The sequence below is a fragment of the Oceanobacillus kapialis genome (genome assembly GCF_044790185.1).
Lineage (GTDB): Bacteria > Bacillota > Bacilli > Bacillales > Amphibacillaceae > Oceanobacillus_B > Oceanobacillus_B kapialis.
The window spans coordinates 67,914-89,981 of sequence record NZ_CP085256.1 but is presented as its reverse complement, the minus strand read 5'-3'; the positions used below and the strand labels follow the sequence as shown (position 1 = coordinate 89,981).

General features: G+C 42.0%; 19 protein-coding genes and 1 tRNA gene. 5 read left to right on the top strand and 15 right to left on the bottom strand.

Annotated elements, in window-relative coordinates:
• Positions 1-550 precede the first annotated feature (550 nt).
• From ftsH to spoIIE, 6 genes are all read right to left on the bottom strand, one after another.
• On the bottom strand, positions 551-2,578 hold the full coding sequence (gene ftsH / locus LG273_RS00475; RefSeq protein WP_404457026.1) for an ATP-dependent zinc metalloprotease FtsH: 2,028 nt from the start codon (positions 2,576-2,578) through the stop codon (positions 551-553).
• A gap of 141 nt (positions 2,579-2,719) precedes the next feature.
• Positions 2,720-3,265, bottom strand: a complete 546-nt coding sequence (gene hpt, locus LG273_RS00470; protein WP_404457024.1) for a hypoxanthine phosphoribosyltransferase — start codon at positions 3,263-3,265, stop codon at positions 2,720-2,722.
• Positions 3,266-3,276: 11 nt separating this feature from the next.
• Entirely contained in the window at positions 3,277-4,671 is a 1,395-nt protein-coding gene (gene tilS, locus LG273_RS00465; protein ID WP_404457022.1) for a tRNA lysidine(34) synthetase TilS, read from the bottom strand.
• 63 nt (positions 4,672-4,734) lie between these two features.
• Positions 4,735-5,667, bottom strand: coding sequence for a protein kinase family protein (locus LG273_RS00460; RefSeq protein ID WP_404459444.1), 933 nt, complete (start codon positions 5,665-5,667; stop codon positions 4,735-4,737).
• The gene (locus LG273_RS00455) at positions 5,642-6,373 is read right to left on the bottom strand and encodes a VWA domain-containing protein (RefSeq protein ID WP_379560724.1); all 732 of its coding nucleotides are present in this window, start codon (positions 6,371-6,373) and stop codon (positions 5,642-5,644) included. The genes LG273_RS00460 and LG273_RS00455 overlap by 26 nt, the downstream gene beginning before the upstream one ends.
• An 82-nt stretch (positions 6,374-6,455) precedes the next feature.
• Complete coding sequence (gene spoIIE, locus LG273_RS00450; RefSeq protein WP_404457020.1) at positions 6,456-8,906, bottom strand: stage II sporulation protein E; 2,451 nt, start codon at positions 8,904-8,906, stop codon at positions 6,456-6,458.
• Between the two features lie 474 nt (positions 8,907-9,380).
• Between spoIIE and LG273_RS00445 the strand changes: the two genes are divergently transcribed.
• The 5 genes from LG273_RS00445 (at position 9,381) to LG273_RS00425 (ending at position 12,255) form a co-directional block, all read left to right on the top strand.
• The gene (locus LG273_RS00445; RefSeq protein ID WP_404457018.1) at positions 9,381-9,827 is read left to right on the top strand and encodes a MarR family winged helix-turn-helix transcriptional regulator; all 447 of its coding nucleotides are present in this window, start codon (positions 9,381-9,383) and stop codon (positions 9,825-9,827) included.
• On the top strand, positions 9,824-11,362 hold the full coding sequence (locus LG273_RS00440) for a DHA2 family efflux MFS transporter permease subunit (protein WP_404457016.1): 1,539 nt from the start codon (positions 9,824-9,826) through the stop codon (positions 11,360-11,362). The genes LG273_RS00445 and LG273_RS00440 overlap by 4 nt, the downstream gene beginning before the upstream one ends.
• 167 nt (positions 11,363-11,529) lie before the next feature.
• Positions 11,530-11,658: a hypothetical protein gene (locus LG273_RS00435; protein WP_404457014.1), complete on the top strand. Its 129-nt coding sequence runs from the start codon at positions 11,530-11,532 to the stop codon at positions 11,656-11,658.
• Positions 11,655-11,990 (top strand): hypothetical protein, encoded by a 336-nt coding sequence (locus LG273_RS00430; RefSeq protein WP_404457011.1) that lies wholly within the window; start codon positions 11,655-11,657, stop codon positions 11,988-11,990. Before LG273_RS00435 ends, LG273_RS00430 begins: the two co-directional genes overlap by 4 nt.
• Positions 11,991-12,181: 191 nt before the next feature.
• Positions 12,182-12,255: transfer RNA gene (locus LG273_RS00425), tRNA-Met, on the top strand.
• 163 nt (positions 12,256-12,418) lie between these two features.
• Here LG273_RS00425 and LG273_RS00420 read toward each other — a convergent pair.
• From LG273_RS00420 to mfd, 9 genes are all read right to left on the bottom strand, one after another.
• The gene (locus tag LG273_RS00420) at positions 12,419-12,805 is read right to left on the bottom strand and encodes a S1 domain-containing RNA-binding protein (RefSeq protein ID WP_379560729.1); all 387 of its coding nucleotides are present in this window, start codon (positions 12,803-12,805) and stop codon (positions 12,419-12,421) included.
• A gap of 122 nt (positions 12,806-12,927) precedes the next feature.
• Entirely contained in the window at positions 12,928-13,308 is a 381-nt protein-coding gene (locus LG273_RS00415) for a septum formation initiator family protein (RefSeq protein WP_379560730.1), read from the bottom strand.
• Positions 13,309-13,313: 5 nt separating this feature from the next.
• A complete protein-coding gene (gene yabQ / locus LG273_RS00410) occupies positions 13,314-13,907 on the bottom strand; it encodes a spore cortex biosynthesis protein YabQ (protein WP_404457008.1) in 594 nt (197 codons plus the stop codon).
• Entirely contained in the window at positions 13,904-14,206 is a 303-nt protein-coding gene (gene yabP, locus LG273_RS00405) for a sporulation protein YabP (RefSeq protein ID WP_379560732.1), read from the bottom strand. Before yabP ends, yabQ begins: the two co-directional genes overlap by 4 nt.
• Before the next feature lie 52 nt (positions 14,207-14,258).
• Positions 14,259-14,519: an RNA-binding S4 domain-containing protein gene (locus tag LG273_RS00400; protein WP_404457005.1), complete on the bottom strand. Its 261-nt coding sequence runs from the start codon at positions 14,517-14,519 to the stop codon at positions 14,259-14,261.
• Entirely contained in the window at positions 14,516-15,970 is a 1,455-nt protein-coding gene (gene mazG, locus LG273_RS00395; protein ID WP_404457002.1) for a nucleoside triphosphate pyrophosphohydrolase, read from the bottom strand. Before mazG ends, LG273_RS00400 begins: the two co-directional genes overlap by 4 nt.
• Entirely contained in the window at positions 15,957-17,558 is a 1,602-nt protein-coding gene (locus LG273_RS00390) for an oligosaccharide flippase family protein (protein ID WP_404456999.1), read from the bottom strand. Before LG273_RS00390 ends, mazG begins: the two co-directional genes overlap by 14 nt.
• A gap of 179 nt (positions 17,559-17,737) precedes the next feature.
• A complete protein-coding gene (spoVT, locus tag LG273_RS00385; RefSeq protein WP_404456997.1) occupies positions 17,738-18,271 on the bottom strand; it encodes a stage V sporulation protein T in 534 nt (177 codons plus the stop codon).
• A gap of 177 nt (positions 18,272-18,448) precedes the next feature.
• On the bottom strand, positions 18,449-21,973 hold the full coding sequence (mfd, locus tag LG273_RS00380; RefSeq protein ID WP_404456994.1) for a transcription-repair coupling factor: 3,525 nt from the start codon (positions 21,971-21,973) through the stop codon (positions 18,449-18,451).
• Between the last annotated feature and the right edge of the window lie 95 nt (positions 21,974-22,068).

The following is a 22,068-nucleotide window of genomic DNA, read 5'->3' as shown; positions in this document are numbered from 1 at the left end:
ACTTATAATATACCATAATTCATCTTGCAATGCGCAATGTCCAGATTGGCTGCCTATTTAGAAATACCTCTGTAAAATGATGCACTCTGCTCATTAGACCAACTGGTTTTCACCAGAACAAAAGCGCAGGGCGCCCGTTTTAAGGAACGCCGACTAAGTTCGCCTCGTCCTGAGGCAACGTCGGCATGACCCGGATCCTCCGGGCCCACGTAGCGAGTGGAACGAATCAACTGAGATAAATGAATCATGCCCCTGCATCAGGGGTATGTCGGCGTTGGCCGGCAAGGCCGGTTTTAGTCGACCTTCCTTTATTTTACGAACCGATGATGACTTTCACCACAAGGGTATAAGTGCGACTAAGCCTCTGGTTTCACCAGTCGGCAAGTCTTCTTTATCGTAGGGCAATGAAGTGAAGTCGCCTAGTTTCTGGGCGCTGGAGCTGGAAGTGGCTCCCCCTGTCAATGAACAACATACCGCCAATTATTTATACTTCCTTATCTATCAAAAAAAGGCAGTCTCCAGATTAGAGAACTGCCTTTTCTTCGATTACTTACTTTTTGTTTTTATCTTCGTCATCATCGTCGTCCCCAGAAGCAGGTTTGTTGTCCTGCATAATTGGGTCATCGATATAATGATCTTTTTCTTTACGTTCTGCTTCCTTCGCCTCTTCGAAAGATTCAGGCTCGTCATCCTTGGATTGAATGTTTACCTTCACATCACTATCGGAGTCTGTGCCGTAATCTTCTGGCTCAGGTAGTGTACCGTCTTCAAACAGGGACTTGATTTGTTTCGCATCAAGTGTTTCCACTTCAAGAAGCGTTTTCGCAACAAGCTCCAGTTTGTCTCGGTTTTCCGTAAGAATTGTTTTCGCACGATCGTAGCAGTAGTTAATGAAGTTCTGCATTTCTTGGTCAATATCGCGTGCAATAGAGTCACTATAGTTCTGCTCATTACCGATATCCCGACCAAGGAATACATCGCCACCGCCGCCACTAGTGAATTGTAGTGGTCCAATCTTATCACTCATACCATATTCGGTAATCATTTTACGGGCAATACCTGTTGCACGCTGGAAGTCATTATGTGCTCCGGTACTTACTTCACCAAAGATAATTTCTTCAGCAACTCGACCACCAAGAAGCCCTGTGATCTTATCAAACAGCTCAGGTTTTGTCATAAAGTAACGGTCTTCCCTAGGAAGCATGACAGCATAACCGCCAGCTTGCCCACGAGGTACAATCGTAACCTTGTGAACCATATCGGCATCATCTAAGACCATCCCGATAATTGTATGTCCACTTTCATGATAGGCAACGATATTACGCTCTTTTTGGGAAATAACCCTGCTCTTCTTCGCAGGCCCCGCAATTACTCTGTCAATTGCTTCATCAACATCAAGCATGTTGATCTCGCTTCGGTCACTACGGGCTGCCACAAGCGCCGCCTCGTTAAGCAAGTTTTCTAAATCGGCACCAGAGAAACCTGGTGTGCGCATCGCAATAACTTTTAAATCCACTGTATTATCTAGTGGTTTATTTCTAGCATGAACTTGTAATACTTCTTGACGTCCTTTTACATCTGGGCGATCAACCGTGATTTGACGGTCAAAACGTCCTGGACGTAACAATGCAGGGTCAAGGATATCTGCACGGTTTGTTGCTGCGATGATAATGATACCTTCGTTTACACCAAATCCGTCCATTTCTACTAGCAATTGGTTTAGCGTTTGCTCACGTTCATCATGGCCACCGCCAAGTCCAGCACCACGCTGTCTACCAACTGCATCAATTTCATCAATAAAGATGATACAAGGTGCATTCTTCTTCGCGTTCTCAAATAAATCACGTACACGAGAAGCACCAACACCGACAAACATCTCAACAAAGTCGGAACCACTAATCGAGAAGAATGGCGTTCCAGCTTCACCAGCAACTGCACGTGCCAGCAATGTTTTACCTGTTCCTGGAGGTCCTACAAGGAGTACCCCTTTTGGAATTCTTGCACCGACTGTGGAGAATTTACGTGGATCCTTCAAGAAGTCCACCACTTCCACTAGCTCCTGTTTCTCTTCATCGGCACCTGCTACATCTTTGAAACGTACCTTCTTCTTCTCTTCACTATACATTTTAGCTTTACTCTTACCAAAGTTCATGACACGGCCACCGCCGCCTCCACCTTGGGCTTGGCTAAGTATAAATAAGAAGAACAGTCCGATAATTAAAAATGGAATCATCGTAGTTAGAAAAGTAACCCAAGCACTTGGTTGCTCCTCTTCCTCTACATGAAGTACACTTTGCTCATTTGCCTGATCAGTAATCGAGGCAATTATATCTGTATTATCCGGAACCTGTGCTACGAATTGTTGCTCATCATCTGTCAGCGTTCCAGTAAAACGCATAATACCATTTGCTGGTTGCATCGTCATTTCATCGATTTCACCATTATTTAAAGCATCCATAAACTGTTTAACGTTAAATTGTTCTGCTTCTTCATTCTGTCCATTAAATACTCCTATTACGCCGATTACGACAAAAAATATGAGTACCCAGAAGAATACATTACGAAATATCCGATTCATTGCCTACCTCCTCCCAAACGGGAAAAACTATATAACATCGTACCATAAGAAAAAGTTGGAATACAACTAATTTACCTTCTACAAATAGATGAATCCTGAATGGCTCTTACCGCTTCCAAACCGACCCATTTAAGTGAAAAACTACTCTTCTCCACCGTAAATTTTTGGTTTCAGCACCCCGATGTAAGGAAGGTTACGGTATTTTTCTTGATAATCTAACCCATAGCCCACAACAAATTCATTTGGCACTTCAAAGCCTATCATGTCAGCTTTTAATGCTGCTGTTCTGCCTGAAGGCTTATCAAGCAGTGTAACAATTTTAATTGATTTGGCTTTGCGGTACTTGAAGAGATCCACCAAATAACTTAAGGTTAACCCGCTATCAATAATGTCTTCAATAATGAGCAGGTCTCTTCCCTCGACCTTTGTATCAAGGTCTTTCACAATTTTAACTTCTCCAGAGGATTTCATTTCCCCACCATAGCTCGAAACATCCATAAAGTCCATTTCCAAATGAACCTCTGTATAGCGAAGGATATCTGACATGAATGGCATAGCCCCTTTTAGAACGCCAATGGCCAATGGAAATTTCCCTTCATATTCCTCTGTTAATTGTTTCCCAAGCTCTTTACATTTGTTCGTGATTTCTTCCTGGGATATTAAGATTTCTTTAATATCGTCGTGCATGTCTGCTCCTCCTACATGTTGCCATTTTCATAGTATAGTTGAATATACGAAGCATTGTTCGACTTTCTTTCGGGGTTCCCTTTTTTAAGGCCGATCAGCCAGAGAATTTCCCCATTATTATCTGTTACTATTGGCCAGGTATCCCTCTCATTTCTTGGGATTTTTGCATCGATAAAAATGTCTTTTACTTTTTTGCTGCCCTTTAAACCTTTCCAACGCATCTTGTCACCAAATTGCCGTGTCCTAATATGTAATGGTAAAGCTACCTGGTCCATACTACAAAAATATGTAAGCTCGTCCTTTACTGCAAGTTTGTCAACGGTTGTAGCCGTTACAGCCGATCCATCTGGTAGGATAACCTTTCCTGGTATATCCATTATTTTGTGATACGCATCATTTCGCTCCTCGTCTGGCGCAAAATAAAACCGTATGTTGGCATAGGATTTTTCCAGCTTTAAATGGAGTGGAAAATCAATTTGGACATTGCTTCTTTCGCTTTGTAATAATGAGAAAAAATGTGCTTCATGTACATATGATAGGTTCTTTGGTAAATCTTCATACAGATAATTTAATATTAGATGAAAGGCACGTCTTTGTAAAGCGCGGGGGTACTGCTCGAAGCTATTAATTTCAAACTCAAAACCCTTATTCGAAAGGTCGGTTCCCATTACAGATTTGAGCAACTTCTTGGCTTCTGCCTGTAAAAAGTCTTCATCTTCCTGAAGCGTCTTGCTTAAATGTTGCATAGTAGTATGTATATTACTATTTTTATCTTTTAGTAATGGAAGAACCTCTTTTCGAAAATAATTCCTTGTATAGGTAGTCTCGTTATTAGATGGATCTATCCTTGGCGTAATTTGTTTAACAGCACAATAAGCTTCAAGCTCTTGCTTCGTGACACAAAGAAAGGGTCTAATAATAGCTCCAGTGGAAAATTTTCTTTTCACAGGAATTCCAGAAAGTGTATTCGAGCTGGCAGACCGTACAAACTCCATAAGCATTGTTTCTACCTGATCATCACCATGGTGTCCTAAAGCGAGATACGATGCCTGATATTCCTCCATCTTTTCCGCAAAAAACGCATAGCGAAGCTTCCTTGCAGCAATTTGCGTTCCCAGATGTTCTTCCTCTTTATACGCAGGAACATCCAACGAGGTTCCAACAAAAGGTATATTCCATTGCCTGCATACCTCTTTTACGTAGTGAAGGTCTTCTGAGGACTCTTCTCCCCGAAGCTGATGATCAATAGAAATCGCAATTATCTCAAGTTGCCATTCCTCTTTTAGTCCATGTAGAAAGTGTAAAAGAGCCATTGAATCAGGCCCTCCGGATACCCCAACAAGGACAGTCGCATTCATCGTTAGCAAACGATTTTCCTTTATAAAAGAAAGGATTTTCTTTTCCATTATGTGCATCTCCAACTATCCATTTTCATCCATCGTAACACAGAATTGACTAACCATCACCACTTAAAAAAGGAGGGACAACAGGTAATAGGCAATCGCTAAAAACGACAGGCTACCTAACTCAATTAGAGCAGGTTTCGCCAACTTAGCTTGCTTTCTGTTGTTGGAGCGTGTTTGCCTTTGTTGCTGAACACGCTGCAAAAGCTGCATTATATCCCTTTTCATTTCCGTACTTGATGTATATTTGCCAAGTAACGCTCTTTTCAAAACATGCTTGTATGGCGTAAGGGCTTTTACATCATTTAACTTTCTTATTAAAGTAGCTTCCGGATTAGAACCTCTCTCAAAACGCTTCGGGTAAAAGACATGCAGAAATACCATCACAAATGCAAACAAATCATAGCTAGGTTCCGCCTTCCTTGTACCCATACCCCAATAGCCTCGATCGTAAAACTCTGTATACTCTTTTATCGCTCTGCCAATTTGGGTGGTTCCGCCAACATCTACCCAGCGTAGTCTTGGAGGTGTCTGTATGACCATAAGATTTTCTGTTTTCAAATCACCAAACACCCAGCCTGATTGATGGAGTTTGGTCAGATCTTCTAACAGTTGCAGCATAAAAACACCGACCCACTCTTTTCCATGCTGATGGATAAATGTGCCGAGAGCCTCTCCCTTTAAATACTCCATCACATAAAATGCGTATTTTTTGCCAAGCGGGGATGTCCAATCATCCACATCCAATAAGTAAGGCCCAAGACGCGTACCCTGGACCTTTTCAAGTGATTTTAACACGTTAACCTCCACTGTCATAGAGGAACTGTTATCACTTATTTTCAGTGCGGCAGGACGTCCATTTATATCACACAGATATACAGAGCCAATGGCACCTGCCCCAAGCTTTTTCTTAATTAGATATTTCTTGTGATGCCATTTCCCTTCAATAACCGTTCCCGGCCTAACTTCCGAATCATGCTTCTTCCAATCCTGCCTCATCATCTCTGAAGCTCCTTAGTAAGCTTTTCTTACCAAATTGGTACATGGCCTCCCGAATTGCTGGACCAGTAGGCGTAATGCCTCCGCTTGTCAGCTTTGGAAAAATAGTTGAGATCGAGTCAAGTCTTGGGGACCAGTCGAATACCTTCTCCATATCCTTCCGTTTACCAGGAAAACTGAAAATAGAAAATCGGTTTCTTCCTATCCTTGCATTCAAGCTAAGAGAAAGATCGATTAGTGCTTCCTTTACTGTTTCCAGCTTATCGTGCATGCTCGCACTTGTATCAACGAGGACAAGAACCTCTAAATCACATGTTTCCCCCATATCCTCAACCACTTCCATGATTTCGCCCCGTTTTTCCGGATCAAGATCTTCCATTGATTGTTCAGAACCAAGGATTTGCTTCAATTCCTTATTTACAAAGCCTTGCAATGTTTGTGTCATCGCCTGTTTGGTTACCATTTGGACGGTTTGCGAAAGGGACTGCTTATAAACAAGCTGACTTACCCCGCCGCCTGATAGTGCAATCTCTTCCACTTCTTGCAACCCTTCTGACTCCTCTGTGTGTGTATCTTCCATAATCCCGATTACATTAACCGTTATACCTTGCTGGTTTGCCAGCGCAGCTGTAGCAGCAGGGTCTTCCCCCTTATTTGAACATCCGTCTGTTATAAGTAATATTTGCTTAATTGTACCTTTTTTCAAAACCATCTACCTCCCGTTTTTTCCAGTACCATCATCGCCAGAAAAAGGAAGGTTTATACATTTTACTCCGCTACACGCCTCCTTATTGTGCTTTATCACGATATACAGGGACGGCTGCCCATTCCGGTTTATTTTCCGTAACCTTTGCAACAAGCACCGTCATGTCATCTTCAATCTCTCCAGCACGAGTTCGTACAACTTCTTCTAACAGTAGATCGGCAATTTCCTGTGGGTCCTCTGTCTTCATTTCGCGAATTTTTCGCTTCAGCCAAAGATCGGTGTTTTCGACATGCTTTGGTCCATCAAAGATGCCATCACTCATCATAATAAGGACATCCCCTGCCATAAGCTGGTCATTAACAATATCTACATCAAACTCCTGAATAATCCCCATTGGTAAATTATTCGCCTCAACGCGAATGAGCTTATCGCCCCGCTTAATAAAGCTAGGTGATGAACCAATTTTTAAGAATCGGACAAAGGCATTATGCAAATCGATTACCGCAAGATCTAAGGTAGCAAACATTTCATCGGTCGTTCTTAAGGAAAGGATGGAATTAATCGATTTAATCGCTACTTTTTCTGGAATGCCCGTCTGCAGGATTTGCTGTAATAATCTTAATGTTTCCATGCTTTCCTCTCTAGCACGTTTCCCATTTCCCATTCCGTCACTAATTGCCATCGCATATTTCCCTGCACCAAGTTCAATCGTCGTAAAGCTGTCTCCCGAAACAAGCCCTCCACCTTTTGCAGCATTGGATGCACCTGTCTCCACGACAAAGGCTTTCGCTGACCCAAAGGAAAGGTAGCTATATCCATTTGGAAAAGGAGAAATCTCTTCTTCCTTCACAATAATCATTTCGTTTAATATATCCGATAAAACAGGGGCAATAAGCTTAGCGCCTTCTCCGTGATAACTATAGAAGCTTACGGTCATATCAATGTCTACATTTCCTTTTTCCAATCTGTAAATATCGAGTTTTTCCAAATCAATTCCCATATGCTTGAGGGCATGGACAATTTGAATTTCTTGATGCTCATGCTGCTGTCTCTCCTTCAAGATCTCTTTTGCAAAGTCCCCCATCACCTCGGATACCCCTTGCAGCTGATCTGCTACAAGTCGCTTGCTTTCCATTACTTGTTGCTTTAACTTTCTATTTGCCTCTAAGAAGGATGTTTCCTCCTTCATCGCCTCCATTACTTTCGTTGGTTTCACACAGTAATTCTCAAATTCTCTGGCTACTTTTCGGTTCGGTTCACGCCCTTCTGTCATGTCTTCTTTTATCTCTTCCATAAGCGAATAGGTTTTATCAAACTGCTTTTGCCAGCACCGTTCCTTCATAAAACACGTTTGGCAGGTCTTTTCCGTTACCTGACTTAAAAAATAGTCTGTTTCCCGCTTCGAATCGCCTTCTTCTAAATCAAGTGGATCCATTGTGTTAAAGCTTTTGGACAATGCTTCAAACACGTCGGAGAACTGCTCGACACGTTTTGCTGTTACATTGCGGACCTTTTGTAAATATTGTTCTTGCTCTTTCGTATACTCCTCTGTTCCTGGAATATACCGAGATACACGCTTAAAAATACTAGCAGGGGTCAAAAGAAAAAGGACAATCGCAAAGGACGACTCTAATATGGACGGAACAACGTTGGCTGCATCACCGTAAATTCCAATGAGGAAGGTACCTACAAGCAAACCCGCAGACACTCCTAGCTTCTTACCTTCCTTCAGCAAACCCCCGAGCAATCCTGAAAAGGCAAGCAAGCTCATTTGATATAGGTTCGCCACATTGGCAAGTGACAGAATAAGCCCGGCAACCACTCCTACAGTTGAACCAATAGCCGCCCCTCCCACAAACGATAACAGCAAAACAAAGTACCTTGATAACACTTGTTCAGCAGAAGCTCCATATAATTCCCAGCCAATGGTACCTGTCAGAATAGAAGCGATTAGAATGATCACACAGACAATTTCTTCGTTTTTCAAGCTTGGTTTATAACGCTTTGGTGATAATAAAGGAATGCTCTGCATAAAGATTAATACAAGGACCGTTCCGAGAACTCCCTCTACAAACAGAAGCATCCATTCATAGGAGCTTAGTTGCCCATTTATCGAATAAAGGAATAGCCTGGTTGCTACGGTAGAGGAAAAGACAACTATCGGAATCAGGATCTGTTGCCTTTTCACTTTTTTAAAAAACCCGGCCATCATAATAAACAACAAGATAGCAATAGAAAGAAAAATAGTTTGCGGAATGGAATAGGTTAGCGCACCTGCTAAAACAGCGAGAAGTGATCTGGCTGTTTTTTCCCGGTGGACAAACCACATTGTCGCAAGAAAAGCGACTGCAAAAGGTGATACTGCAGATAAAATAACAGCTCGTCCCAAAAGAAACCCTACAATGTAGTACAACAGCCCTTTATCTAAGAAAAGGGTTGCTACTTTCGTTTGCAACTTTCTCCGTAATGCCTCAGCTTTATTAACATGCTCTGCCCCATATACACCAGGTTCTACCCCAGAAATTGAACTCATAGAAATCCACTCCCGTCTTTAGTGAAGTTTATTAAACCACATTATGACTTCTTTTTTTGTCAAAACAACAGAGCATGTCTAATAAATCGTTCGACTTGTTTTTAGCAGAATAGCATGTTTCTACAAGGAAATGGGACTTAGATTAATGTGTTATTTCAGTTTTAGAGGGCGTTAAAAGAAGCGGAATAATCAAGAGAGGCGCTTATATTGGCACGATGGAAGTCGCCAGTTCTTTCTTATATGCAGGCTTCGATTTTCTCCTATTCTCTACCGGTAATGTGTCAGGGTACAGTCTTCTTTGCCGAAATAGCCAATATTTTAACTCTTGGTTTCTTTATTTTGTACTTACAGAAAATAATTACTTTTATATTTGCAGAAAAAACCTCTTGCCAAATTACCTACTCTTTCATATAATACTTCTTATGCCGAAATGTTCACCCGTGAACTATTTTACGAAAGTAGGAGTTGAACTGCATGGAAAATGAAGAAAAAATCAGGTGTATTACGAATTCCTTTCGTAACATGCATAACCTTTTCTATAAACAAATGTGGCATCATGCTAATGAGCTTGGCGTCACCATTGTACAGCTGCAAATTCTAAAAATATTGGATGATGAGCCGAACCTTAGCTTGGCCCAGCTTTGCGAAAGAATGAATAGTGGCAAGAGCGCTGTTTCTAGTACAGTGGATCGTTTAGTAAAAGCTCAATACATTCAGCGTGAGCATTCTCAAGCTGATAGAAGAGCCATCGTACTGAGCCTAACCCCACTTGGCAAGGAGAAAAAAGAGGAAGCACATGCCCTGTATTTTAAGCGACTGGACCCATTAAGCGAAATTAGCTCAGAAGATATGGAGGAGCTATTGCGCTTGCACGGACTTGTTCAAGAAAAACTGAAATTAATCGGAGATGATATAGTATGAAATTGAAAGATCGTTCAGCGTTTGTAGACGCTTCGGAAGTACCAAAAATACCTATTATATTTGTGATGGTTCTAGGGGCATTTGTTGCTATCTTAAACCAGACACTTTTAAATATTGCTTTACCAGTTATGATTGTTGATATGGACATGTCAGCAAATGCTGCCCAATCGCTAACAACGATATTTATGCTGGTAAACGGAATTCTTATCCCCATTACGGCTTTTCTAATGGAGAAATTTTCAACAAGACAGCTTTTTCTTACAGCGATGTCACTATTCGCTTTAGGGACACTTGTCTGTGGTCTGTCTTTCTCTTTCCCAATGTTGCTGATCGGACGTGTCGTACAGGCGGCTGGCGCGGGGATCATGATGCCACTACTTATGAACGTTATTTTGAGCCTATTTAGTATTGAAAAGCGAGGCGCTGCCATGGGATATATCGGTTTGGCAATGATGTTCGCACCAGCAATTGGGCCAACATTATCAGGTATTATTGTCCAAACCTACTCTTGGCGTGTATTGTTCTTTATTGTTTTCCCTATTGTGGTAATCGATATTATTCTTGCATATTTCCTATTACGTAATGTAACACGCCTTTCCAATCCAAAGGTCGATGTAAAATCCATTATGCTATCTACCTTTGCGTTCGGCGGACTACTTTATGGGTTTAGTAGTGCAGGTGAAAGCGGCTGGGGAAGCCCAACTGTTATCGTAACCCTAGCAATTGGCGCGGCCATTATGTATATATTTGTCCGAAGACAGCTTCGCATGGAATCACCAATGCTAGAGTTTCGCGTATTTAAATATAATATGTTTTCGCTAACTACGGTGATTAGTGTTGTAGTCACGATGGCGATGTTTGCTGCCATGATTCTTATTCCTATTTATTTACAAAACATCCGTGGCTTTAGCCCACTTGAGTCAGGCTTACTCCTACTACCAGGTGCAATTATTTCGGCAATTATGTCACCTGTTACCGGAAAGCTATTTGATAAAATTGGTGCCCGTCCACTTGCATTAGTGGGGTTATTCCTTACAGCGGTAACTACCTATTTCTTTGCCAATCTATCTGACAGTACTGGCTACTATTACATGATGGGATTGTACACAGCACGGATGGTCGGAATCTCAATGATTATGATGCCAATTATGACTGCTGGGTTGAACCAGCTTCCAAGAAGGCTCTATTCTCACGGGACGGCAATGGCCAATACATTGCGCCAAATGTCTGGCTCCATTGGGACTGCTTTCTTAGTAACGGTCATGAGTGCCCAAACAGCCAAGCATATTCCTGAATTCATGCCGGCTACTGGTACACCTACCGAGAAACAGATGGGTGTCATTGAAAACCTTGCAACAATTGAAGGGATTAACGATGCCTTTACTGTAGCAACTGTATTCGCAGTAATAGGATTTGTCCTATCCTTCTTTATTAAAAAGACAAAACCAGTCGAAGAAGATGAAGCATACCATAAGCAAATGGCTGAAAAAGCTAAAATTCAGCCACAAGCTGCGTTACAGCCTGAGAATAAATAGGAATTGTCGTACGGTGCTGCTTTGCGGGGTGCGTTGTGGCGCGGGGCGTTGCGGGGCGGGGCGTTGATTGAGTGGGTTTGATGGTCGATTGGGGCTCTGTCTTGGTTGATTGCGCCGCTGGTGTGGTTGATTGATCAGCTCTTGCAGTCGATTGACTGCTGGATTGGTTGATTGATCAGCTCTTGCGGTCGATTGCGCTGCTGGCTTGGTTGATTGATCAGCTCACGTGGTCGATTGCTCAGCATCCTTGGTTGATTGCGCCGCTCTTGCAGTCGATTGACTGCTGGCTTGGTTGATTGATCCGCTCTTGCAGTCGATTGCGCTGTTGGATTGGTCGATTGAGAAGCTCACGTGGTCGATTGCTCAGCATCCTTGGTTGATTGCGCCGCTCTTGCAGTCGATTGCACTGCTGGATTGGTCGATTGATCCGCTCTTGCAGTCGATTGCGCTGCTGGCTCGGTCGATTGAGAAGCTCACGTGGTCGATTGCTCAGCATCCTTGGTTGATTGCGCCGCTCTTGCAGTCGATTGCGCTGCTGGCTTGGTTGATTGAACTGCTCTTGCAGTCGATTGCGCTGCTCACTTGGTTGATTGAGGAGCTCTCTTGGTCGATTGCTCAGCATCCTTGATTGATTAAACTGCTCTCCCAGTCGATTGCACAGCATCCCTAGTTCATAAACTGCGCCCCCAATCATTGCACAGCCCTTTTACTAATCACCAGGATACCTCCGCTAGAAAAAACGGTATTCTGGTGTCTTTTTAAAAAATCTCTTGACACTTCCCTTGTCCTGCTGTATTATATTTTTTGTTGACTTATTTCGGCGGCGTAGCTCAGCTGGCGAGAGCGTACGGTTCATACCCGTGAGGTCGGGGGTTCGATCCCCTCTGCCGCCATCACCAAACCTTCTGCATGATGCAGGAGGTTTTTTTATTTTAACAAACGCACAGACGCTAACTATCGTCCTCTGAAAAATCCCAAAGAAAAACAGGAATCGCCTCATTAGGTGATTCCTGTTTTTATATATCTTTATAGAGCATTGTCTATAGACAGCAACTGCTATCCTCTTTTAGCACCTCGTCCTCCGCGTTTGGATTCTGTGTGTTTCTTTAAAGAGGCTAAACGGTCTTCTGAGTCTTTAAGGAAACGATTCATTTTAGATTCAAATGACTCTGTACGCTCCCTCGTATCACGTTGCGGACGCTTTGGTTTGTCTTTTGCCTTTTTGATCGACAGTCCAATCTTACCGTCCTTCCCGACATTAATCACTTTGACCGTTACTTCATCGCCAACACTTAGGTGCTCGTTAATGTCTTTGACATAGTTATCGGCAACCTCACTAATGTGGACAAGCCCTGTAGTGCCTTCCTTCAGCTCCACAAAAGCTCCGAAATTAGTAATCCCAGTTACCTTTCCCTGCAGCTTGCTGCCTACTTCGATTGACATAAAAAAAATGCTCCTCCTTAAAATTTTTAAAAAAACGAGCGACTAGTCAACCCGTTTTTTATGCGCCTTTTTAAAGGCACGGTCGCTTTGTATTATATTATAGCGAAGCCTTTAAAAGTGTGTCAATATGAGGGGTCTTCCTCTGGAATTTTAAAAATAAGCTCTCCCTTTTCTGAGAAGAAATAGTTGGTCCGAGCTATTTCCAGCACGTATTCTTCATCATTTAGCAAGTTTACTTCTTCTTTAAGATCCTTTTCTTTCTCTTTCAACACCGAAAGCTCCTGTTCAAGTTGTTCATATTGCTGAGCCTTTTCGGCATGAACTGTCCGTTGCTTAATATGGTATGCAGCAATGCCTCCTATTACAATGGCGACAACAATGGAGAATAACACAAGTCTGCGGACTAGTCGCTGCTTCTTCCTTTTTTGCCTTTCTATGTAAACATCGTATTGCTGCGTGTATTGTGAATTTAATTTTGTGACGGTTTCCTTGCTAGAAGACAAAGCTTCTACCTCCTTTTCAGGCGATTCTTTAGCTTTATACCTATATTCTTCATTTTACTATAAAATCCTGCAAGTTTGCGAAAAAAATTTTTAAAACTTTCTGGGAGAAGCCGATAGATGAGCTGAAATATCCAGCCGAACGGCGTGATGAGGACCGTGAGCAAAAATAGAAGCACGGTTCCTACCAGCTTAAGTAGTTTTATAAATAGTGACCAAATGAATGTAAGGATCCATTTGATTGGGGTAATAATTATTGCTTTTACACATTTTTCAATAAACCGATATATTGATGTGAGGATGCGAATAATGTGCTCCAGTAGCTTTTTATACGACTCAGCCGCCAATGCTTGGTATGCTGCAAAGCCCAGCAGACAGGCTGCAAAAATATAAAAGCGCAGCTCTCCGCCATTTACTCGGAATAAGACAAAAAACAAAATTAGCGTCTGGGTTAGCCAAAAGCTAATTTCCATCGTATAGGTTAGGACAACCCTTCTTTTCCAGTATGGTGCAAACCGGCGAAAGGTGTCCTGTACAATACCCAAATAAAAGCCACTTGAAACCATTGCAAGCATTGTCAAAAACTGCGTACTTAATGTCATCTGAATAGCTTGCTAAAGAATCCTTTAGCTTTCTCCTGCTGTTGTTCGTCAACGTAGGAAAGCTCATATATTTTACCTTTAATTGTGATTAATCCTTCACTGACATCTAGGTTTTTAAGCTGCAGGTTCTGCCCGCGAACAATCAAATAACCCATCACTGTTTCCAGGAGAAATTCCTCATTATCAAAGCTGTCCACTTCTTTTACACCACTGATTTCCAGGTTTTTTCGATTATTAATTTTCACCGCATGATCCGTTTGTACACGCGTGGTAGTTTCTTTATTTTCATAATAGTTCATATAAAACCCTCCTTATCATTATTACTCTATGATAGGAGGGACAAGGTTAGAACTAGCTATTCACTTTCTCTTCTTTAATCACACGGTACAGCGTCTCCGCTTCCTCTTTTCTTACCGTCTCCTTGAGTTCATTAACTTGTATCGTTACAAGCTTTTGTCCAAATCTAATAACGAGCTCATCGCCCTTAGATAAGGTAGAGGATGCTTTGGCGGTAGCACCATTTATTGTGATTCTCCCTTGATCAGCAACTTCTTTTGCTAAAGTTCTGCGCTTAATCAGACGGGAAACCTTTAAAAATTTATCAAGTCTCACTCTAATCCCTCTCTTTCCTTTGCTTGATCCCACAGTTCGTCCATTTCCTTTAAGGTAACATGATGAATGTCTTTCTGATTCTTTATCAGTTGTTCTTCAATATAAGAGAACCTGCTAGTAAACTTTTGATTCGTCCGGTTTAAGGCGACCTCTGGATTTACTTTATAATACCTTGATAGATTGGCAATGACAAATAGAACATCCCCAAATTCTTTTTCGATCTCTTCTTGGTTCCCTATTGAAATTGCTTCTTTCACTTCGTCTACTTCTTCTGTTAGCTTTGTCCAAATGTCTTTTACATCGTCCCAATCAAAGCCTGTTTTTGCAGCTTTTTTTTGTAGTTTAACGGCCTTTGCAAGAGATGGCAGCTGTTTAGGAACACCGTCTAGCACGGAGGTGCGCTCTCCCGGCTTCTCTTCTTTCTTCAGTTCTTCCCAGTTTTTAGTGACGTCTTCAACTGAATTAACGTGACGGTCAGCAAACACATGGGGATGGCGATGAATCATTTTATCTGTAACGGCCCGAATCACATCGTCGATCGTAAAGTAGCCATCATCTTCTCCGATTTGGCTGTGTAGCATAACCTGAAGCATAATATCGCCAAGCTCTTCTATCATGTTTTCATCATCTTGGTTATCAATGGCATCAATTAGCTCATAGACTTCTTCGATCGCGTATTGCCTTAGGCTCTCATGAGTTTGTTTACGGTCCCATGGACAGCCTTCAGGACTTCTTAGTATAGCAATAACCTCACGCAATCTAGTAAACGTATGGTTTAATAAGGCTTCAGGAGCTGGTGGTACGTAAACACTTGTTAAATTACTAATCTCCATCACATGATCTAGCTCTTCTAGTGGCACTTGGCGGATATGTTCCGTCTCACTCCCCGCAGCCTCCACAATGGTGACCATATAGTCGGCAGGTAAATCCTCCAATAAACTTAGCTTTACGTCAGAGGCAACAAAACGGTCATACACCTGACAGAAAATAAGATGCTGCTGATAGTTTAGATCTTTTCTTAAAAAGGAGGTAGCATCCACGAATTGAAATCCTTCAATGGGATCTATTTGCAAGGCGGTGAATAAATCATCCAAATAGCTTTGGCCACCAAGAATAGTCACCTCTACTTCCTCTTGTTCAAGCAGAAGCTGGACAGTCTTTTCTGCAAGCATAGGATGCCCAGGTACGGTGTAAAGGATAGAACGATCCTTTGCATGTTCAAGTAACTGTGTGACGATATTTTGATAAACTTCACGAAACCCGTCTTCTGCTTCATAAAGGTGGTCAAATGATTCAAAGGTGACCCCCTCCTCCTGTAAGGTGGGGATAACAGGATGATCCATAGTCCGCGTAAATATTGTTTGCTTTTCTTGCAGTAATTTTCTATAAAGGCCAAGCTGGAGCTGATCAATACCTCCTCCACCAAGCCCTATAACATTAATTTCGTTCATTGTCTTCCCTTCCTTTATAAAAACGTAGTAAAAAAGTAGAAAAAGGCAGCATTCTTACTTCTTTTTTGCTAAAAGCTCCCAGGCGAAGCAAACAAAATACATACAGTCCGCCTCCTGTTAAGGCGATCCACACAATATAACCCAGCAACAACAACCGGTTTGTAAGTAAATCTGCAACCAATGCATGCATTCCAATAACATAGAGGGTCATCACACAAAGCGCAAGTGCTGCTGCTCGAAAGTTCAATGCCTTCCTGAACTGTAAATGTGGAAGCTTTCTCCTTAATTCATAAAGCGTTACGGTACAAAGTAAGAGCAAGCTCAATACCGTGGCCACAGCGCTCCCGGTAATACCTAAAAACGGAACGAGCAGTTGATTGGCAATCCATTTTATGAAGAAAGCTCCTAGGATAAATCCGGCTGTTCTTTTGACATGTCCAAGTCCCTGTAATATAGAAGCAGCTGTCACCGAGACAGAGCAAAGAAAAATAGAGACAACCAACAGCCGCAACTCCGCTGTTCCTTGGTCATTTTGGAATAATAAAATGTTAGCATCCCTGAAAATAAGGATAAGCCCAATGGTAGCCCCCAGCGCCAAATAAACACTAAACAGAAGAGATCCCCTAATGTCTTGATAAAACAATACAGGTTCCTGCATGAGTCTAGTTCGCGAAATGTTTGGCAGGAGGGCTAAAGCAAAGGATGAACCGAGGACCAGCCCCAATTGAATTAACGGCTGTCCCCGATCAAACACTCCCTTCGCTTCCATTGCCTCCTGTTTGGAAAGGCCAAAATCCAGTAACCCCGGGAGCAGTGTAAAGGTATCAGCAAATTGGATAACGAGTAATACCATATGGTTTAAAGCAGCTACAGCACCGAACAACAGAATGGTGCGCACATAGTAGCTCCAGGGAATTACCTCTGAACCCTTCCAGTGTCTCCATGGCATGTTTTTTAGAAAAAGGATGATTAATATGACAGTGGCTGCTAATGCCCCAATGCCAGAAGCAAGGGCTGCTGCATGTCCAATTTTGTATATATCAAGTTGTTGCACACTTATGACAATCGCAGCTGTAATAAGCAATGAAACGCGTATCAACTGCTCCGTAATTTGCGAAACAGCGGTAGGCCCCATCTTCTGCTCCCCTTGAAAGCCCCCTCTCAGAAGGGCTAGCAGTGGAACGAAAAGAAAAACAACTGCCGTCAGACGATATGTACTGGTTAGCTCTGTATCGCCAATCCATCTAGCTAAATTCGGTGCATTAATAAAGATAAAAAGAAACAGAGCACCGTTGAGGACAAGCAATATAAGGAACAATGGAAAGTAAAAGTTTCGTAATGTTTGTCGCCCCTTATTCGTATCCATTTCCGATCGGAGCTTTGAAATAGCTGCAGGGTATCCATATAAGGAAAGCACCATCATAATTCCGAGAATAGGGTAAACCTGTTGATACACATAATAGCCAATATCTCCTGTAAGGTTTTGTAGGGGAATACGGTATCCTGCACTTAAAAGCTTGCTAAGTATCCCGGCCCCTGTTAATAAAAGTGCCCCCCTTACCAGCTGACTTGTTTCGTTCCTGCTCATGACTAACGCCCTTTATTTCCGTTAAATTTGCTTCTATTATAGCACACCTGTCACGTGGGCAATAACCGGGCTTGTTTTTCCTTTCCCTTACGCTGGCATAAGAGAGTTGATCTGTATCCATAAAAGCACCCTATAGAAGCGAGACAGATAGCTGTCCATTCTATAGGGTCTTATTTTTCCTACTCCATTTGTCTAGCCAAAAAACCAGCAGCCGTTTCAATGGATTTCTGTTCAACATTACTTAGTTTTTCCTCTTTCGAAAAGACCATCACACAACCGATTGGATCACCATTTGCAATAATAGGGCTAATACAATACGAATGTAGCTCAAGCTCATTCCCATCAATTACTTCCATATTACTTTTCTCTGTTTCAAATACAGGCGTACGGTTTTCAATAATTTTAGTAATATCAGGGCTAATATTTTTGTTTAGATAATCTTTTTTTGATTCCCCTGCTACTGCAATAACCTCATCTCTGTCACAAATCATAACCGGGGATTTGAGGGAATCAAACAGTGCTTCCGCATATTCTTTCGCAAAATGTCCAAGTTCATTAATAGGAGAATATTTTTTTAGAATAACTTCGCCTTCACGATCCACAAAGATTTCGAGCGGATCTCCTTCCCTGATCCTCAGTGTTCTTCTGATCTCTTTAGGAATTACTACTCTTCCAAGGTCATCAATCCGTCGAACTATACCAGTTGCTTTCATACTTAGCAGCCTCACTTTCCTATGGTGAAAAATTCTTTTTGTTTATCTTGTCCTAAGGTGTATTATCACCAACTGTGAACTTAGTATGAGACAACTTAGGAAGACTATACATGATGTCCCAAATTTTCACAGCAAGGAAAAAGGTATAGGCATATCTTTGGTTCTTCGATAACTTTGTTATGCGTCCCGATCGAGCTTATTTAACTCTTGAATGAACTTCGCCACAATATCATAGCGTTGATGTTTGGTATCTTGCGTCCCTTTAAAGATAATTTTTAGTTTGTTATTTTCCGTTCCAAGTTGTACATTTCTACCATACGTATTGGCAAGTTCAAATAACTTCGCGCCATCAATTTCCTGGCTCCTGTTTTCTTCCACAATTAGTTCTATCTTTGCATTTTTTTCCGATATGGATTCTACTTTCTCAGTCTTAGCATGCATTTTCAGCATAGACACGGTAAATAAATTTTCTACCTCTGTCGGATAATCTCCAAATCGATCCATTAATTCATCTCGCAGTTCTGTAATATCCTCAGAATCTTGGATCGTTTGGAATTGCTTATAAATATCAATTTTTTGTTTTTCATCTTGTATATAGGTTTCCGGAATATAGGCATCGATATTTAGAGCAAGCTCTGGTTCAAATGGGGTAAAGTCTTCTAAATCCTTTCCTGATTTACGAGCATCAATTGCGTCCTTAAGCATCTGCGAATACATATCAAACCCAACAGAATCAATAAACCCATGCTGCTGAGAACCAAGCAAGTTACCAGCACCGCGGATGGACAGGTCACGCATGGCAATTTTAAAACCTGACCCGAGCTCGGTGAACTCTTTAATCGCCTGAAGCCGTTTTTCTGCTACCTCTGTCAGTACCTTATCCTTTTTATACGTGAAATACGCATACGCCACACGGTTGGAACGACCCACCCGGCCACGCAATTGATAAAGCTGACTAAGCCCCATACGGTCTGCATCATTCACGATTAGGGTGTTAACATTGGGAATATCAACACCCGTTTCAATAATGGTGGTGCTTACTAACACATCGTATTCTCCTTCTAAAAAGGCAAATATGATATTTTCCAGCTCCGATTCATTCATCTGCCCGTGTGCCACAGCAATTCGGGCATCTCCTACGAGTGTGCCTAGATCTCTTGCAACCTTATCAATGTTTTCTACACGATTATAGAGGAAGAAGACTTGCCCGCCTCTTGCCATTTCTCGTTCAATCGCTTCTCTCATAAAGATTGGATTGTATTCCATCACATAGGTCTGGATTGGAAAGCGATTCTCTGGCGGTGTTTCAATAACGGAAAGGTCCCTAACACCAAGCATGGACATATGAAGCGTCCGCGGGATTGGCGTAGCAGTAAGGGTCAATACGTCCACATTTGTTTTCATCTGTTTAATTTTTTCCTTATGTTTTACACCAAATCGTTGCTCTTCATCCACTATCAATAGCCCAAGGTCACGGTACTCAAGGTCTTTGGATAGAATCCGGTGGGTCCCAATGACCACGTCTACCGTTCCTTTTTTTAACCCTTTTGTCGTTTCTGTCTGTTGTTTTCTCGTGCGGAAACGACTCATCAATCCAATATTAATGGCATGGTCCTGGAATCGCTCACGGATTGTTTCATAGTGTTGCTGGGCCAATATTGTGGTAGGTACAAGAATGGCGACCTGTTTCCCGTCTGCTACAGCTTTAAAGGCAGCACGAATCGCCACTTCTGTCTTTCCGTAGCCGACATCACCACAGAGTAAGCGGTCCATCGGTCTTTCCCGTTCCATATCTTGCTTGATCTCTGTGATACATCTAAGCTGATCCTCTGTCTCCTGATACGGGAAGGAGGCCTCAAATTCACGCTGCATTTCCGTATCCTCGGAAAAGGCATACCCCTTTTGGGCTTCCCGCTCTGCATATAGCTTAATTAAATCATCCGCAATATCTTCAACGGAAGATTGAACTTTTCGTTTGACCTTCGTCCATTCACTCCCACCAAGCTTATACAGTTTTGGCTCTTTACCTTCTGACCCGACAAACTTTTGGACCTGGTCAATTTGGTCAATTGGCACAAATAGCTTGTCATCACCGGAATATTTAATCAGCATATAATCTTTATGCATGTTGTTGAGTTCAAGTGTCTCAATTCCAAGATAGCGGCCAATACCATGATTAGCGTGTACAACATAGTCGCCGACCTTTAATTCCTGGTAATTCTTAATCCGCTCGGCGTTGGAAACTTTCTGCTGTCTTCTCTTTCGTTTCGTTTGCTTTTTAAATAATTCCTTTTCCGTAATTAACACGAGCTTATGCATTGGCAGTTCAATACCGCCATTCATATTCCCGACCGTAATAACCGGCTTTTCAACAGGTAGCTCTAAATGATGGCTTACGGATGCTTCAATGTCGTAGTCGGTAAAAATAGAATGGATCTTTTCTGCCCGTTTTTCATTTGGAGCAAAGATGACAACAGAAAAGCCCCCTTTTTCCCAACGGGTTAATTCATTTTTAAATAAATGCATTTGTCCGTGAAATTCCTGCATCGCCCGTGATGAAAGGTTTATAATATTTTGTGGCTGTGTATTTGGTATATGGCGAAGGAAGACAGACATATAAAGTCGTTGATGGTCCAGACTGTCCCACACTTGATGCCAGTCAAAAGAAAACCTGCTATTTTTCACCATCCGGTTCGCTTCTAACAGACTGCTATACCATTCTCCCTCTTCTGTATCAAGATTTAGTGCCGTCTCTTGAATACGGCTCATTTCATCCATAATCACCAAACCATTATCTGGTAAGTAATCTAATAAACTAGCAGGCCTCTCATATAAATAACCAATATATTTATACATCTCTTGAAAATGTTCTAGGTTTTTCAGCCGGTCAATGTCAGGGGAGATTGCCTCATCTAATGTTTCCTTCGCTTCAGATGACTTAAGGCTCTTCATGCTAGCCGCCAATGCTTCTTCAAGTCGTTCTCCGCCAGAAAGGATATCCTCTTTCGTGAGCAGTAGCTCTGTAGCAGGGCCTACCATTACTTCCTTTAATGTATCTAATGAGCGTTGTGTCTCCGCATCAAAATAACGTATCGAATCAATTTCTTCATCGAATAATTCAATACGGATGGGATGCTCTTCTGTGATCGGGTAGATATCTATAATCCCCCCTCGTCTACTAAACTCCCCTGGTGAAGCAACCATGGAAGCATGCTCATATCCCATATCGACTAAGGAAGATAAATAGTCATCAATGTTTATATCTTCTCCAAGCTTAAAAGCTAGCTGGTATTTCCCCCAATAATCTGTCGGAGGAAGCAAACGCTTTAATGCTGCTACTGGTGCAACCAAAACTCCTGTCTTCTTACTTGACCAAGCTGTGAGGGACTCAATTCGCTGGCTTCTTAATTCCGGGCTAGCAATTGCTATCTCAGAGGCTATCAACTCATTAACAGGATAGAGATGTACGGAATCATCCTCCATAATCTCAGATAAATCATCATATAATTGCTGTGCCTGTACAAGCTGATGTGTTACTAATAGGACAGGTCTTTTTGTAGATTCGTTTAATATGGACACGAGTATACTTCGTGCAGAACCTGATAGGCCAGCTACAAGCTGCTCTTTCATCCCACTTTCTATCCCACTAATAATAGATTGGATATCTTCCTTGGATTGTAAATATTGATTAATACCTTTCATTCTGAAACCTCCGCCTGCAATACTAGTAGAAAAGCGCAGAGCCCCCTTAATGGGAACTCACCGCTAGACATTTGAAAAGCGCAAAAATGCTTTGG

Bases quoted from the DNA above. Each gene is read 5' to 3' on its own strand.
- spoIIE (WP_404457020.1), bottom strand. From the start codon at position 8,906: ATGAGTTCAATTTCTGGGGTAGAACCTGGTGTATATGGGGCAGAGCAT.
- tilS (WP_404457022.1), bottom strand. From the start codon at position 4,671: ATGGAAAAGAAAATCCTTTCTTTTATAAAGGAAAATCGTTTGCTAACG.
- LG273_RS00440 (WP_404457016.1), top strand. From the start codon at position 9,824: ATGAAATTGAAAGATCGTTCAGCGTTTGTAGACGCTTCGGAAGTACCA.
- hpt (WP_404457024.1), bottom strand. From the start codon at position 3,265: ATGCACGACGATATTAAAGAAATCTTAATATCCCAGGAAGAAATCACG.
- ftsH (WP_404457026.1), bottom strand. From the start codon at position 2,578: ATGAATCGGATATTTCGTAATGTATTCTTCTGGGTACTCATATTTTTT.
- yabP (WP_379560732.1), bottom strand. From the start codon at position 14,206: ATGAACTATTATGAAAATAAAGAAACTACCACGCGTGTACAAACGGAT.
- mfd (WP_404456994.1), bottom strand. From the start codon at position 21,973: ATGAAAGGTATTAATCAATATTTACAATCCAAGGAAGATATCCAATCT.
- spoVT (WP_404456997.1), bottom strand. From the start codon at position 18,271: ATGAAAGCAACTGGTATAGTTCGACGGATTGATGACCTTGGAAGAGTA.
- LG273_RS00460 (WP_404459444.1), bottom strand. From the start codon at position 5,667: ATGAGGCAGGATTGGAAGAAGCATGATTCGGAAGTTAGGCCGGGAACG.
- LG273_RS00420 (WP_379560729.1), bottom strand. From the start codon at position 12,805: ATGTCAATCGAAGTAGGCAGCAAGCTGCAGGGAAAGGTAACTGGGATT.
- mazG (WP_404457002.1), bottom strand. From the start codon at position 15,970: ATGAACGAAATTAATGTTATAGGGCTTGGTGGAGGAGGTATTGATCAG.
- LG273_RS00390 (WP_404456999.1), bottom strand. From the start codon at position 17,558: ATGAGCAGGAACGAAACAAGTCAGCTGGTAAGGGGGGCACTTTTATTA.
- LG273_RS00445 (WP_404457018.1), top strand. From the start codon at position 9,381: ATGGAAAATGAAGAAAAAATCAGGTGTATTACGAATTCCTTTCGTAAC.
- yabQ (WP_404457008.1), bottom strand. From the start codon at position 13,907: ATGACATTAAGTACGCAGTTTTTGACAATGCTTGCAATGGTTTCAAGT.